Raw genomic sequence first — 13,836 nt, forward strand, 5'->3', positions numbered from 1 at the left:
GGCCATCCCCTCTCACATATGACCTCCCCCCGGCCTTCGGCCGAAGGCCGGGGGTAGGTCACGAAGGACAGAAGCACCGGGGTGAGTTACGTATGAGCAATTGTGTGAGGGCAAAATCCTACCCGCTCGCCGCATCCAGTCGCGCGATATCCGCCGTGTCCAGCGTCAATTTCGTAGACTCCACAAGATCATTGAGCTGATCCAGATTTGTCGCGCTCGCAATCGGCGCCGTGACGCTGGGCCGGGCGATGAGCCATGCGATGGCGACGCGGGCGGGGGTGGAGGCGTGCTTGGCGGACACATCGTCCAGCGCTTTTAAAATGGCGAAGCCGCGCTCGTTCAGATATTTCTTGTTGCCCTGGCCGCGTGGGCTCTTGGACAGATCTTCCTCAGATCGATACTTGCCCGTCAGGAAGCCGCTGGCGAGCGCGAAGTAGTTGATCACGCCGATGTTGTGCTTAAGGACCAGCGGCTCTAGTTCTGCTTCGAACTCCGCGCGGGCGTAAAGGTTGTATTCCGGCTGAAGCGTCTCATAGCGCGGGAAGCCGTTCTTTTCGCTGATCTCCAGCGCCTCCATCAGACGCGCCGCCGAGAAGTTCGACGCGCCGATGGCGCGCACCTTACCCTGTTTTACCAGTTCGGCGAACGCGGACAGCGTTTCTTCCTGCGGCGTTTCTGGGTCGTCTCGATGCGATTGGTAGAGATCGATATAATCCGTTTGCAGGCGCGCGAGTGAATCTTCGACCGCTCGGAAAATATAGTCCTTCTTCAGGCCCTTCTTATCCGGCGCCATTTCCATCCCGACTTTGGTCGCGATCACAACCTTGTCGCGATTGCCCCGGCTTTTCAGCCACTTGCCGATGATCGTCTCGGAGTCGCCGCCCTTGTTGCCGGGGACCCAGATCGTGTAGACGTCCGCCGTATCGATCAGATTGAATCCCGCCGCCGTAAAGCCGTCGAGCAGTTCGAAGGAGCGAGCCTCATCGGCTGTCCATCCGAAGACATTGCCGCCGAAGGCCAGCGGCGCGACTTCGATCCCTGAATTTCCCAGTGTGCGATTTGCCATGGTTCCCTCTTGATATGATTTGATGCCGCTCTGACGCTGAGCGCGCCCCATTTTCCGAACTCAATTGCGTCGTAGATTGTTCCCAGTAATTTTACTGGAGTCTTGTGGTCAGACACGGTATATACCCATATGGAGACTGTCAACATCACGACGTGTGTTTCGAATGCGCCATTACGCGAGCTTTTAGAAATCCGGCGAGGTCTGGAGCTGGAAATCGTACGTCTGGCGGCGCTGCGCCGCACGGACGAAGAACTCGCAGGACTGGAGGCGCTTCTAGCCCAGCAGCGCCAAGCCGCCGACGAAGACGAAAGCTGGCGCTTCCTGGAAGCCGACATCGCCTTCCACCTCGGCGTCGCCTCCGCCGCGCACAACGCCACCCTCCTGTCCCTCTATGAAAACTTCGAATCGCCCCTGCGCAGTTTAGTCGTTGCGAATATGGAGAAGTATCCGCTCGCAACCCACTGCGATATTCACCAGCATCTCTGGGAGGCAATCCGAGACCGCGACGAAGCGCGTGCGGCGTCCGTCGCGGAGCAGTTTTTGACGACGCTGGAGGAACAGTTGTGGGAGGGATAAGCGCAACGCCATTCAAAATAGGACCTGGCGGTTGATGAGTTTTGCCAATTTCATGACGCAATGAGCACGGAAGAGGCCGGCGGTTGAAACCGCGCCTCCGAGATCGCAGAAGTCCCCCTGTCCTGTGGGGACTACATAATCCTAAACGGTAGCGCCTAAACAGGGCTTTTTGCTAGACGCTCACGGTGTGAATATGTAGTCCGCGCAGGCGGACTTCCGCGATCTTGTAGGCGCGGTTTCAACCGCCGGCCTATTAATTGTCTACGCTCACGAATCACTATCTAATTATGCTCTCATAATCCACTCTAAACCCGCCCCAGCTTCTCCTCCACCGCCTCCATCTCCACTTCCGCATCGCTCACATGCTTAGCCGGCGGTGGTCCGGTCGGCAGCCAGTGCATGGCGATAAGCGAGACGGCGGCGATGGCGACGCCGATCCAGAAGGGGAGCTGGTAGTTGTGGAAGTGCTGCCACAGCCATGCGCCGCCGATGGGGACGGTGACGGCGGCGACGTGGTTCATGGTCAGGCCCATCGCGATGCAAGGGGTCAGCTCGCCTTTGCGGACGATGCGATTGAGATAGGTCGTGAAGCCGACGCCGAAGGTGAACAGGATATTGTCCAGTAGGAACAGGGCGTAAAGGGCGCCGACGGTTCGGAGCGTGGCGTAGCCGAGGAAGACCAGGATCAGGCCGATGCTGTAGAATGTGAGCGGCCCGCGCTCGCCCTTGCGGTCTACTAACTTACCGATGTAGGGCGCCGTCGCGGCGATTAAGATCGCGTTGATCAGCTGGAGCGCCAGCATGTGCTGGAGCGGCACTTGGTAGACCAGGATCAGCGCGAATGAGGCGAAGATCGAGAAGATCTGGCGGCGGCAGCCTTCCAGGAAGGTCAGCAGATAGAACAGACCGTACTCGCGGCGCAGAATCAGACGGGCGCGCGTTCCTTCGGAGGCGGAGTGGCTGCCAAGCATCATGCAGAGGACGCCGCCGGCGAAGATGGACGCGCCCGCCAGATAGAAGAACGTGTTGTAGGGGACGGCGTCAAAGAATTGCTTGATCAGCCAGGCGATCCCCAGGCCCGCCAGCGTCGCGACCGAGCCGACCGCCGCCATGCGTCCGAGATGGCGTCCGCCCTCCTGACCCTTGGCGAGCGTGAGAGTGATCGCCGAGGACATCGAAGCGTACAGGTGGAAGCCGATCGACCAGAACACCGTGATCGCGACTAGCGGCGCGAAGCTGTGCATGTGCCCGGTCGCCCCGATCCCGATCCCCGTGATTAACAGGCCGAGACCGGCGACGCGCGATTCGGCCAGGGCAATCAGAGTTCCGGCCATGATCGCCGTGAGAAACCCGGGGATCTCACGCATCGATTCCAGGCTTCCGAGCTGGAACGGGCCGGCGTGCAGCTCATCGCGCAGAAAGTTCTGGAAGACGCCCATGTAAACGGCGAACCCGAAGGAAAACAAAAACGTCAGCGCGGTGAACAGGTTCCAGTCGCGGCGCAGGGCGCGAGCGTCGTCGCTCATAAGAAAACTCCTGGACCTCGGAGATCGGCGGCGAGAATGTCGTGCGCCGTCGCCATTGAGATCGATGACGGGATTATACCCGGCGGCGAGTTGGCGCCGCCCGCCCTCTCCCGCGCCCTGGTTTGAAGGTGTTGTCTCTGGCGTGGAAGACGAAACAAAATAATTTATGCAACGTTATAGGCAGGAACGTTGTCCAATATGGTGAGCGACACTTGTGCTGGTCCTGCAAATGTCGCTTCGCCATGGGTGACGAAGGAGATCCACATGCCTCGCTTGCGCGGATTCACATTGATCGAACTGCTCGTTGTCATCGCCATCATCTCGATTATCGCTGCGCTCTTATTTCCCGTATTCGCGAAAGTGCGGGAGAAGGCGCGTCAGACGACCTGCTCTTCCAATCAGCGGCAGATCGCTCTGGCGACGCTCCAGTACATCCAGGACAATGACGAAGTGCTTCCCGGCGCCGCCGACGGGGCCGCCGGCGTCGATGTGACGGGCGGCTGGATGTTCTACACTTCCTTCGCCGTGACCCCGGCGGCGGTGTCTAAGATGGACCCAAGGCTTGGCAGTCTCTACCCATATCTTCACAGCTCCGATGTCTTTCTCTGCCCCAGCGACGCCATCCGGAAGAGCCCCGGCAATTCGTATGCGATCAACTCCTGCGTGGTTGCCCCGGATGTCGTGAACGGATTTCGGCCGGGCCGGGCGCTGGCGGCCTTCGATGCTCCCTCATCGATCATGCTCTTCAGTGAGGAGACGACGATCACCGCCGCCACGACAAACGACGCCTACATGAACCTCGCCTACGACGATACCTTCGCTGGGCGTCACCAGGGCGGCGCCTGCGTCACATTTCTGGACGCCCACATCCACTGGTTCCCGGTCTCCACGATCCATGCGCGCGGCGTGCAGACCGGAACCCCGGGAGATGCGGCTTGTCCATGAAGACGTTTCGCCCTGCGTTATTCCTGCTGCTTTCCTTCCTCTTGGCCGCGTTGTGTCCAGCGAGGGCCGAGGCTCGTCCTCACCAGACGTCCGCGCCGCAGTGGATCATGACCTTCGATGATGAGTTCGATGATAATGTCCTGGACACGACGAAATGGACGGCCAGCCATGGCCCGATGGATATCAACGAGCATCCACTCCAGTACTTTCTGCCGGAGGATGTCCTGCTGAGGAAGGGTGCTCTGAGTATCCGAAGCGAGCGCAAATCCATGGAGGGCTATGGCTTTACGTCCGGCGAAATTACAACTCTCAACAAGTTTGCTCAGGCTTACGGTCGTATCGTGGTCCGTTGTCGCTATTCGAACCTGCCTGGAATGTGGTCCGCTGTTTATTTATTGCCGGCTTCGGGGGAGTGGCCGCCGGAGATCGATATCACGGAGCATATCGGGATCGAGCCCCAGACGATCTATATTACCAATCACTGGCGCGATGGCGGCGGTCATCAGCAGGAGAATGCAAACTGTGCGGACCTCGCGATGGATTGGACAAAGTGGCATACCTTTGAGATCGTCTGGCAGCCGGGCGTCATCCGCTGGTCGATTGATGGCAAGGTCAAGGCGAAGATGTACACCGGCGTCGCCTCCATCCCGATGTACCTGCGTGTCAACACGGCGATTGGCGGCAGCTTCGCCGGCGAACCCGCCCCAGACGGCTGGCCACGCACGTTTGATGTGGATTACATCCATGTTTATCGACGAGCGGACCAGCCAGCCCCCGTACTCGGCGTGACTTACGTTCCGCCTGCTCCTCCGGCCCCTGCGCCGGTTGAAGGAGCGCCCTCCGCGCCGGTTGAAGGAGCGCCCTCCGCGCCGCCGTGGAGCGGCTGGGATACTCTGTCCGTCGCCGCGTTACTGGCCCTGTGGATCGTTGTCGCGTCCGTGCGCGCCGGCCATCCGCGGGTGACGGTGGCGCTCGCCGCCATTGTCGCCATGGCGACGCCATGGTATTTCCTATGGCGCATTCCGTACATCAGCTGGGAATTCTGGTGGATCGGGCTGCCACTATTCGTCGCCGAGCTGTTTGGGGCCGCTCAGATCCTGGGGTTCCAATATACGGTCTGGCCGCGCCCCGAGCCGCCGCTCGCCACCGGCGTCGTTCCCACAGGAAGGCCGATCTTTATCTTGATCCCGACTGTTGCCGAGGGACGCGCCGTCGTGGAGCCCACGGCCCGTGGCGCGCTGGCGGCGCGCGACTTCTACCTTCGGGAGTATCCCGAGACCGAAGTCACAATCGCGCTCTGCAACGATGGATATGTCGCGGGGAATCCCGAGTGGCGCGATATGGAGGGCCTTGCCGATAAACTGGGCATTCTCTGTGTGACGCGTCAAGAAGGCGGCGGCGCCAAGGCGGGGAACCTTGAGCATGCGCGCCAGAGCCTCGGCGCGACTGGGGAGTCGCTGATCGTCATCTTCGACGCCGACATGGCGGCGAGGCCGGAGTTTCTTCTGCGGACGATCCCTCCGTTCGCGGATCTGGAGATCGGCTGGGTGCAGACGGGGCAGTATTATCGAAACCTCGGAAACTCCGTGGCCCGCTGGGCGCACGATCAGCAGAGGGTCTTTTTTGAGACGATCTGTCCCGGCAAGTCCCGCCTCAACAGCGCATTCATCTGCGGCACCAATGTCGTGATCCGCGCGGCGGCGCTCGATGAAATTGGCGGACTGCCGCAAGAGTCGCTGACCGAGGACTTTGCCGCCTCGATCCTGCTGCACTCCCGATGGCGTTCGATCTATCTTTCGGAAGTTCTTGCCGAGGGTCTTGGCCCGGAGGATCTGGCCGCCTACTTCAGCCAGCAGCGGCGCTGGGCGGCGGGGACGCTCGACGTTATGCGTCGCGAGTGGCGCCGCATCCTCCTGCCTGCGGCCGGCGGTTTGACGGCGCCGCAGCGCGCGCAGTACGCGCTGTCCGGCACGCACTATTTGTGCGGCCTGGGCCAGATCGTGTTCTTCCTTTGTCCGATCTTCTCCCTCCTGCTGGGCGTGTCGGCGATCACTTCCGTCAGCCTGCTGGAGTTCCTGCGCCACTTCGCGCCCTTTTGGGTGGCGACGCAGCTGGCCCACTGGTACGCCTGTGGCCGCAAGTGGCGGTGGCGCGGAGCGATCCTGGCCTTTGCGTCGGCGCCGATCCTTGCCGCCGCCTTCGCCTCGGTACTGATGCGGCGTCCGGGCCGGTTTGTCGTCACGGCCAAGGAGCGAAGGGCGGGACACTCGCGACGCAGCTTGGCGCCGCATTTCTGGGGACTCGCCCTCAGCGCCGCCGCGCTGATCGCAGCGCTCGCCAATCCTGAGCGCGTCGCGCTGGGCGGTGTGAACGTCTTCTGGCTGCTTTACAGCGCCGCCATTATCTTATGCGTGGTCTATCTGGCGGTCGAGGCGCGTGTCGCGACTGCGGACGCCGAGGCGTCCCGCGACCTGCTGGCGCGGTCGGCGCTTCCGACAAGCTGGAGCCTCGGCGAACTCGCCGAACGCCGCCGGCGCATTCATGAGGATGACACGACGGACAACATTCCTCTCCATTGAGCCTCCCAGGGCGTTGGCCATCGTGGAGGATGCCTTTGCCGTCACCGGCCGCGCGCCTCGGGTTTGCAGTCGAGAGTTCATGTTTCATTCCCCCACAGTCAGGGCATCGTATTCACATGCCTGAAGGCGACACACTGTTTCGCGCCGCCACCGTGCTGCGCCGCGCTTTGCTGAATAAAACCGTGACCCAGTTCGACAGCTCCGTCGATCTTGTCGCGGGCGCCGCGTCGCGCCATTCCATTGCTGGACGCACGATCCACGCTGTTGAAGCGCGCGGTAAGCATCTGCTGATCGTCTTTCGTGATCCTCAGGACACGGCCGCCGAATTGATCCCAACGCCCGAAGCCCTAAAACTTGATCTGATCCGAAGCGATATGGTGTTGCACACGCATCTGCGAATGACCGGCTCGTGGCATATTTACCGACCTAGCGAGGCGTGGCGCAAGCCAGCGCATTATGCGAAGGTCGTGGTGCGGACGGAAGACTTTGTCGCGCCCTGCTTCAGCGCGCCGGTGGTGGAGATGCTGACGGGGCGCGAAACGGCGCGGCATCCGCAATTAGCGGCGCTGGGGCCGGACGCCATGACGGAGGCGTTCGATCCTGCCGAAGCGCGGCTGCGTCTGCGCCGCCACCCTGACGTCCCCCTGGGCGTCGCGCTGATGAACCAGCGCCTCATGGCGGGCGTCGGGAACGTTTACAAGTCCGAGGTGATGTTTTTGCAGCGCCTCTCCCCATTTATCCCGCTCAAAGAGCTTTCGGATGAACAATTGGATTCCGTGATTGCGCTGAGCCATAAACTCATGCGGGCCAATGAGACGAACGGAGCCCGCATTACGAACTTCAGCCTCGACACGAGCCAGCGCCTCTGGGTCTACGGCCGCAGCGGCGAGTCGTGCCGCCAGTGTGGGACCAAGATCCAGATGCGTCGCCAGGGATTGGACGGACGATCGACCTATTACTGCCCGCAATGCCAAAACGTCGCGTCTTTCGCCGGGAACGTAAGCTCGTCAAGCGCCATTGAGGAAAGTATCGAGGAGACACACGAACCATGAAAGCCATTCGATTTTACGATTACGGCGGCCCCGAAGTTCTGAAATACGAAGACGTTCCCGATCCGACGCCGGGTCCGGGACAGGTCTTGATCCGCACGCACGCCATCGGCGTCAATCCGTTTGAAACCTATATTCGAGCCGGCAACTACGGCCCTGTCCCGCTCCCCAACATCCTCGGCGTGGACGCCGCCGGGATCGTGGAGGCGGTCGGCGACGGCGTCACGGACTTCGCGCCCGGCCAGCGTGTCTATGTGATCGGCGCGCCCGGAACTTACGCCGAGCTTGTTCTGTCCGATCAAGCCAAAACATTTCCATTGCCCGAGAGCCTTACCTTTGCTCAGGGCGCCGCACTCGGCGTTCCCTACGGCACGGCGCATCGGGCGCTGTTCCACCGGGGCAAGGCGCAGGCGGGGGAAACGGTCCTGATCCACGGCGCCAGCGGCGGCGTCGGCACGGCGGCCGTACAGTTCGCCCGCGCCGCAGGTCTCACCGTATTCGGCACAGCCGGAACGGACAAGGGCCTGACGCTCGTCCGAGAGCAGGGTGCGCATCAGGCCTTCAATCACAAGGATCCAGATTACCTGGAGAAGATCAAAGCGGCGGCTGAAGGCAATGGTGTCGAGCTGATTCTGGAAATGCTGGCGAACGTCAATCTTCCCAAAGATCTGGACCTGCTGGCGAAGTATGGCCGCGTCGTGGTCGTCGGCAATCGCGGCTCGGTCGAGATCAATCCACGTGGCGCCATGGGCAAGGACATCGATATCCGGGGCATGACCCTGATGAACGCCACGACCGACGACTTGCGCCGCATGCACGCCGAGATCGGTGAGGGATTGAAGAATGGGACGCTGACGCCCATTGTCGGCCAGGAAATCCCACTCGCTCAGGCGGCCCGCGCGCATGAGGAAATCATGCAGGACGGCGCGCACGGAAAGATCGTGCTGGTTCCGTAGAAGCGGACTCCAAGGACTGCGCCACCCTGTAGCGGCTCATAAGGGTAGGCTTTCACGCCGTCGTTGCCCATACAAGCACCCGAGTATAAAACTCGGGCCTGGGGAACGTGTGAACTGGCGTTTCCGAAAAACCTACCCTGTGAACCCTGTCCAGCGGGGGCGCCTCTCAAATCTTGCTCAGCGTAACCCCCACCGTCCACCAAAATCGCCTGCCCGGTGATAAACGACGCCTTGTCCGAGCAAAGCCATACGGTGGCTTCGGCGATTTCTTCCGGCGCGCCGACATGCAGCGACAGCATGTGCCGCGCGCTTGGCGTCTTCTGCACTATTCTGTCGAAACCGCTTCACCGCAAAGCCGTCGTGCGCCAGATGAGTTGCGTTCATGTCTACCCCGCCATACTCTTGCAAACGATTATATTGCGTGATAAGTCCAGCCCCACAGGCAGGGGCCGTTCGTCCTCAGCGGCCCTCTTAGAAGATCCGTCCGCCTAGCGGAACCTCGCGGTCCACGGCCAGCAGCACGACGCGGCCTTCTTCGTCCGGCGCGCCCAGCACAAGCACTTCGGATTTGAACCCGGCGATGCGCCGGTCGCCCAGATTGACGGCGGCGACAATCAGCCGTCCCTCCAAATCCTCCGGTTTGTACAAAGCCACGAGTTGTGCGCTGGAAGTCTTGACGCCCAATGGTCCGAAGTCGATCCACAATTTGTACGCCGGCTTTACGGCTTTGACATTCGGCTCGGCTTTGGTGATGCGCCCCACGCGCATGTCCAGCACGCCGAAGGCGTCCAGCGGCGAGGTGTCCTGCGATATCGTGTCCGTCGCTTCGTTCTCAGTCATATGCAATTCTCACTCTCTGTGTTATGATGATCTTATCGCCTGTGAAAGTCGATTTGCTTGAATGAAAAGGACGCCTGCGTGTATCAAGAACGGAACAAACCGATCTTACTTCCAAAGACGCTGCAATCGGTTGCGGATATTCCGGACTTTCCGTTCGCCACTTTCGAGGAATTTGCGGCGGCGGTTCGTGACGAACGCACCGCCGTTTGGACGCAGTTCCATTTTCGTGTTTTCCTGACCCTGTCATCCTGGCTGGAGCGAATCTTGGTGCTCGTGGCTCTCTCTTCCGGCGTTTGGGTTGCTGTGGCGTTTGCTATCGCAGCCTTTGTCACTGGGCAGGGGCTGCTTGTGGTGGGAGTTGTCACCGCGCTTCTTGGCGCTTGGACGGCAAGCCCGAACTTCAATCTGATCAACGGCTGCTTGCCGTTCGTGACGACCTTCGCCGGCTTTCCCGCCGCCCTGATTACGGGGAAACCCATATTGGTCGTGACGGGATATGCGAGCATCGGGACTTGGTTGGTGACCGGGCTGGGTTATGTATTCGCCAGTTTGCAAGTACGGGGCGCTATGCTGGAGTCCGAAACCATGCTGCTTTGGCTGTGCGAGCAGGGCGCCGTCGGTAAGGTCTACAAGATAGAAGCCCCTGAGCCCGATCCGGCAGTCTGGCCTCCGCCGCCGCTGTCTCCAGAGTAAAGGGAAATACTTGCAGACGCTGAACGTAAGCGCGCCGGATTCCTGCGGTACAATATGTGTATGAAAGTTCGTTTATCCGTCGGCCGCAGCTTGCTGCGCTGGGCCGCCGCGCTGATTGTTTGTCTTGGACTGCTGATTTCGCTCGCTTTATCCGCCCACGCGCAGGACAGCGATTCCGCGAAGGAGCTGGAGCCGGGAGTTCAGTTTTATGAGACGACGCAGACCACGTCGGTAGGCTCGGAAGTGACGCTCTGGGTTTACATGCCGGCGGGCGCCGAAGATAACCTGCCCTGCGTCGTAATCGCTCCCGCCGGGACGCCGATGATCTACGGCATGGATTTGAGCGACGAGGATCGCGCCGAGCAACTGCCGTATGTGCGCGCCGGATTTGCCGTGGTGGCGTATTCGATCGACGGTCCCGTGGTGGACAACCCGTCAAATGAGGACGTCCTGGCGGGATTGGACGCCTTTCGCAAGGCGCACGCTGGCGTCAGCGATACTTTCGCGGCGATTGATTACATTCGCAAGAACATCCCGCAAATCGATCCCAAAAAGATCTATGTCGCCGGCCACAGCTCCGCCGGCGCGCTCGCCCTGTTGGCGGCGGAAAGCGATCCGCGAATCAAAGCCTGCGTCGTCTACGCTCCCGCCTGCGATGTCTACAAGCGCTCCGCCAAAGCGATCCCCACGATACGCCCGCTTGTCCCCGATATCGCCACGTTCTTTCGGAAGACTTCCCCCATCACCAACGCCTCCAAACTGCGCTGCCCGCTCTTTATCTTCCACGCCGACGACGACACGAATGTGCCTACCGCCGACAACGCCGCCTTTGTCGCCGCTGTCCGCAAGACCAACAAGCGCGTCACCTTCGCCCGCGTCCGCAAAGGCGGCCACACCGACTCGATGATCAATGACGGTATCCCCCAGGCGATCGCATGGCTGAAGAAGCTCGCCCCCACGCCTCCGCCGCAATAAGGAAGCGCCATCTAGCGGCGTTTGCGCCACTCCGCCGGTCGATTATCCCGCATCCAAAGACGCCTGGAGATTGGGAGCAGTTCGTCGCGCCCGTCGGCCGAGGTCACGACTTCGCCCGTCTCCGCATCCTCGCGCATCTTTGCCGATTCTTTCCATCGCTTAATGGCGCCGCCGCCTGCGGCGATGGCCGCGAAATAGTAATGCACATCAAGCCACCAGGGGCCGTTGGGTTTGACGAGCACACCGGCAATCGTGAGGCCGACAGCAATCACCAATAGCAGCGCCAGCCAGAACCAATTCCCCCACGCCGCATGACGCAGTTCGTCACGCTCGCCCGGCAGCAGACTGCGCCGCGCCTGGCTCTCCGAAAGCCTCGAAATGAGCGCCTGCTCTTCTCCGATCTCGGATGGCTTCGGAGCTTCTCTCCATTCCGCGACGATCCAGGGCGCCAGAGCCGCGCCGTTGGCGCGCCACACGCGGCGGCTGAGGGGAAGCACGCTGAGCGTTTGCGTCTGCGCAGCATCGGGAATCAAGAACTCCCGTCCCAGCAGCATGCGCTGAGTCACATCGACCGTTCGCGCATTGGCAAGTTCAAACATCGCGGCTTCCACCGCGACGGGAGTCTTCTTGGCTTCTTCCCGACGGACGGCTGGAAACTGCGGAACAAGCACCCCGGCGCACTCCAGAATACTTCCTTGACGCAAATCACGGAAGAGGTCGATCCCGCGCCGCAGCCAGCTAAAATTGGAGAGCAGCGTCAACAGCGGAAAGAAAAGCAGCGCGAGGGCCATTGTGATGGCAAAATACAATGCGATGGCGCTGTTGGTGATTAGGGGGACCACATATCTTATCATCAGCACTGGGCCTGCGACGGACGCCGCGAAAGCGCCCATGCCCTGCGCGATGAGCCTCCAGGCCCACCGGGTCAGTTGAGCGCGCTCCTCGGGCAGCATGGCGCGGGCGCTCACAAACGGCAGCCCCGCGCAGTATGGCGTCCCCTGAAAAGTTTTCTGCTTTTGGTAAGTCGTCAAAGCACGCCCCTTCATTTCCGTTCTCCAGGAAAGAATACCTCAGGCTTTGCCGCATCTATACTCGCCGGGCGACGGTGAGGCAGCGGGGGCAGACGAAGCTGTGGGGGTAGCGCGGCAGCACATTGCGCTTGAGCTGTGCAAGCTTTGCATTGCGGCCCTTGTAAGTGATCAGCCCGGCGATAAACTTGCCGATCATCATCGCCCATCCCCACACGATCAGTTCCCAAAAATCCATTTCCACAGCGGGAAACTCGCTGCTGTCCGGCAGCTCATAAGTGGCGAGGCGATACATGACCGAACGGCACTCCGGGCAAGCGATCCACTCGTCCTCGGCGTCATAGACGCCGGTTTCCATCGGCAAATAATTAGGCTGCATGCCCAATGTGACACAGACCGTAGGAAAAAGTTGCTCGTCGGGTGAGATTACTATCTTGCGGCGGCGACCGCCGCGCGGGCAACATCGGCGAGGACGGCTTCGCGCTGGGCTTCGGGCGCTGGCGACGCCATGAGAAAAACGGCCACGGCGAGCGTCTGTCCATTGGGCAATGTGATGAGGCCGATATCGTTGGTCGCGGCGCTGAGACCTTCAAAAATCCCCGACGTGCCCGTCTTGTGCGCCAGCCGCGCCCCGGCGGGCAGGCCGGCTTTGAGGCGTTTGAGGCCGGTCCGAACGTCTTCCATATCCTGAAGCAGCATCGCCGTGGATTTGGGCGACAGCAGTTTGCCGCGCTTCAGTGCGACGAGGAATTGAACGGCGCCAATGGGCGTGGCCGTGTCCCGAGGATCGCGGAGATAGGCGGTGAGCGCACGGCGCCGAGTTTCGGCGGGCACGGCGCGGACAGCGTCATCATCATCGGCGCTCAAGGAGATAGAAGACGGAACGCCGGCGATCGTCCGCGCCAGCATCTGCTCGCTCCGGTCCACGCGTATCTCTCGAAGCCCATGGGCTTGCAAGTATGATGTGACGCTCCGTGGGCCGCCAATGACACGCAGAAGCGCATCGGCCGCCGTATTATCGCTGTCGATCACCGCCGCCTTCAGAAGAGCGCGTACGGTAAATGTCTCCTGGTCGCCCTGGAACTTATCCGCAATGAGCCCGCCGTGAAGGTCCCCGCGCCGCAGAACGACCGTCTTGTTCAAGGAGAGCGTTCCGTGGTCCACGCGCGCAAGCACCGCCGCCGCCAGCGGCGCCTTGAAAACGCTCTGCATCGGAAAGCGGCGCGCCCCATGGAACGCCCACACCGGCCCGCCGCTCAGATCCATCACCGCGACACCGAGGGCGCCCGGCTTTGCGCGAGCCGCAAGCGCTGAAATACGCTGGAAAAGCGTGGCCGTGTTGAGATGCGGGGCGACCGCCTTTGTCGCTGGCCGGGCATGAAGGGAAGTAAAGTTGCCAAGGAGAAGAAGCGAGATCGCGCCAATGCGTAGAAATTTCATGGCCGTGATATTACTTTACTCATGCATTAATTTGCAACTGTAGTTTAGCGGTTTTGGAGGGTTGAAGATTTGAGGAGACGGGAATCGATATTCCAAAAACTTCCTGCCAGAGGTTATGGATATGATCCCGTCTCCCGAATGGGCGGCTCTTTTGGAACCGCTC

13 protein-coding genes and 1 pseudogene are annotated in these 13,836 nt (G+C 61.0%); 7 read left to right on the forward strand and 7 right to left on the reverse strand.

The window, feature by feature from the left end:
* Positions 1-118 precede the first annotated feature (118 nt).
* Positions 119-1,066, reverse strand: a complete 948-nt coding sequence (locus ABIZ35_RS09070; protein WP_348219570.1) for an aldo/keto reductase — start codon at positions 1,064-1,066, stop codon at positions 119-121.
* 129 nt (positions 1,067-1,195) lie between these two features.
* On the opposite strand from ABIZ35_RS09070, the gene ABIZ35_RS09075 reads away from it, so the two are divergent.
* Positions 1,196-1,642 (forward strand): FCD domain-containing protein, encoded by a 447-nt coding sequence (locus tag ABIZ35_RS09075; RefSeq protein ID WP_348219571.1) that lies wholly within the window; start codon positions 1,196-1,198, stop codon positions 1,640-1,642.
* Positions 1,643-1,947: 305 nt separating this feature from the next.
* On the opposite strand, the gene ABIZ35_RS09080 is transcribed toward ABIZ35_RS09075, so the two are convergent.
* Positions 1,948-3,168, reverse strand: coding sequence for an MFS transporter (locus tag ABIZ35_RS09080; RefSeq protein ID WP_348219572.1), 1,221 nt, complete (start codon positions 3,166-3,168; stop codon positions 1,948-1,950).
* 264 nt (positions 3,169-3,432) lie between these two features.
* Here ABIZ35_RS09080 and ABIZ35_RS09085 point away from each other — a divergent pair, with 264 nt between their 5' ends.
* The 4 genes from ABIZ35_RS09085 (at position 3,433) to ABIZ35_RS09100 (ending at position 8,697) form a co-directional block, all read left to right on the forward strand.
* On the forward strand, positions 3,433-4,113 hold the full coding sequence (locus ABIZ35_RS09085) for a DUF1559 domain-containing protein (RefSeq protein ID WP_348219573.1): 681 nt from the start codon (positions 3,433-3,435) through the stop codon (positions 4,111-4,113).
* On the forward strand, positions 4,110-6,692 hold the full coding sequence (locus ABIZ35_RS09090; protein WP_348219574.1) for a family 16 glycosylhydrolase: 2,583 nt from the start codon (positions 4,110-4,112) through the stop codon (positions 6,690-6,692). Before ABIZ35_RS09085 ends, ABIZ35_RS09090 begins: the two co-directional genes overlap by 4 nt.
* Before the next feature lie 116 nt (positions 6,693-6,808).
* Positions 6,809-7,744 carry a DNA-formamidopyrimidine glycosylase family protein gene (locus ABIZ35_RS09095; RefSeq protein ID WP_348219575.1) on the forward strand — a complete coding sequence of 312 codons (936 nt, stop codon included), beginning with the start codon at positions 6,809-6,811 and terminating at the stop codon, positions 7,742-7,744.
* Entirely contained in the window at positions 7,741-8,697 is a 957-nt protein-coding gene (locus ABIZ35_RS09100; protein WP_348219576.1) for an NADPH:quinone reductase, read from the forward strand. The genes ABIZ35_RS09095 and ABIZ35_RS09100 overlap by 4 nt, the downstream gene beginning before the upstream one ends.
* Positions 8,698-8,879: 182 nt before the next feature.
* On the opposite strand, the pseudogene ABIZ35_RS09105 reads toward ABIZ35_RS09100, so the two are convergent.
* Together ABIZ35_RS09105 and ABIZ35_RS09110 are read right to left on the reverse strand one after the other, a co-directional pair.
* Positions 8,880-9,023, reverse strand: a pseudogene (locus tag ABIZ35_RS09105) (SDR family oxidoreductase); the annotation flags it as partial.
* 145 nt (positions 9,024-9,168) lie between these two features.
* A complete protein-coding gene (locus ABIZ35_RS09110; RefSeq protein ID WP_348219577.1) occupies positions 9,169-9,537 on the reverse strand; it encodes a tRNA-binding protein in 369 nt (122 codons plus the stop codon).
* Positions 9,538-9,615: 78 nt separating this feature from the next.
* Here ABIZ35_RS09110 and ABIZ35_RS09115 point away from each other — a divergent pair, with 78 nt between their 5' ends.
* Together ABIZ35_RS09115 and ABIZ35_RS09120 are read left to right on the forward strand one after the other, a co-directional pair.
* Positions 9,616-10,230 (forward strand): hypothetical protein, encoded by a 615-nt coding sequence (locus ABIZ35_RS09115; RefSeq protein WP_348219578.1) that lies wholly within the window; start codon positions 9,616-9,618, stop codon positions 10,228-10,230.
* A gap of 60 nt (positions 10,231-10,290) precedes the next feature.
* Complete coding sequence (locus ABIZ35_RS09120; protein WP_348219579.1) at positions 10,291-11,205, forward strand: prolyl oligopeptidase family serine peptidase; 915 nt, start codon at positions 10,291-10,293, stop codon at positions 11,203-11,205.
* Between the two features lie 11 nt (positions 11,206-11,216).
* On the opposite strand, the gene ABIZ35_RS09125 is transcribed toward ABIZ35_RS09120, so the two are convergent.
* Genes ABIZ35_RS09125 through bla form a run of 3 tightly spaced genes read right to left on the reverse strand, consistent with a single transcriptional unit; the run spans position 11,217 to position 13,673 of the window.
* Positions 11,217-12,251, reverse strand: coding sequence for a hypothetical protein (locus ABIZ35_RS09125; protein ID WP_348219580.1), 1,035 nt, complete (start codon positions 12,249-12,251; stop codon positions 11,217-11,219).
* Positions 12,252-12,291: 40 nt separating this feature from the next.
* Positions 12,292-12,612 carry a hypothetical protein gene (locus tag ABIZ35_RS09130; RefSeq protein WP_348219581.1) on the reverse strand — a complete coding sequence of 107 codons (321 nt, stop codon included), beginning with the start codon at positions 12,610-12,612 and terminating at the stop codon, positions 12,292-12,294.
* Between the two features lie 50 nt (positions 12,613-12,662).
* A complete protein-coding gene (gene bla / locus ABIZ35_RS09135; protein ID WP_348219582.1) occupies positions 12,663-13,673 on the reverse strand; it encodes a class A beta-lactamase in 1,011 nt (336 codons plus the stop codon).
* Between the last annotated feature and the right edge of the window lie 163 nt (positions 13,674-13,836).

The organism is Capsulimonas sp., from assembly GCF_039929585.1.
Lineage (GTDB): Bacteria > Armatimonadota > Armatimonadia > Armatimonadales > Capsulimonadaceae > Capsulimonas.

Bases quoted from the DNA above. Each gene is read 5' to 3' on its own strand.
- ABIZ35_RS09070 (WP_348219570.1), bottom strand. From the start codon at position 1,066: ATGGCAAATCGCACACTGGGAAATTCAGGGATCGAAGTCGCGCCGCTG.
- ABIZ35_RS09075 (WP_348219571.1), top strand. From the start codon at position 1,196: ATGGAGACTGTCAACATCACGACGTGTGTTTCGAATGCGCCATTACGC.
- ABIZ35_RS09080 (WP_348219572.1), bottom strand. From the start codon at position 3,168: ATGAGCGACGACGCTCGCGCCCTGCGCCGCGACTGGAACCTGTTCACC.
- ABIZ35_RS09085 (WP_348219573.1), top strand. From the start codon at position 3,433: ATGCCTCGCTTGCGCGGATTCACATTGATCGAACTGCTCGTTGTCATC.
- ABIZ35_RS09090 (WP_348219574.1), top strand. From the start codon at position 4,110: ATGAAGACGTTTCGCCCTGCGTTATTCCTGCTGCTTTCCTTCCTCTTG.
- ABIZ35_RS09095 (WP_348219575.1), top strand. From the start codon at position 6,809: ATGCCTGAAGGCGACACACTGTTTCGCGCCGCCACCGTGCTGCGCCGC.
- ABIZ35_RS09100 (WP_348219576.1), top strand. From the start codon at position 7,741: ATGAAAGCCATTCGATTTTACGATTACGGCGGCCCCGAAGTTCTGAAA.
- ABIZ35_RS09110 (WP_348219577.1), bottom strand. From the start codon at position 9,537: ATGACTGAGAACGAAGCGACGGACACGATATCGCAGGACACCTCGCCG.
- ABIZ35_RS09120 (WP_348219579.1), top strand. From the start codon at position 10,291: ATGAAAGTTCGTTTATCCGTCGGCCGCAGCTTGCTGCGCTGGGCCGCC.
- ABIZ35_RS09125 (WP_348219580.1), bottom strand. From the start codon at position 12,251: ATGAAGGGGCGTGCTTTGACGACTTACCAAAAGCAGAAAACTTTTCAG.
- ABIZ35_RS09130 (WP_348219581.1), bottom strand. From the start codon at position 12,612: ATGCAGCCTAATTATTTGCCGATGGAAACCGGCGTCTATGACGCCGAG.
- bla (WP_348219582.1), bottom strand. From the start codon at position 13,673: ATGAAATTTCTACGCATTGGCGCGATCTCGCTTCTTCTCCTTGGCAAC.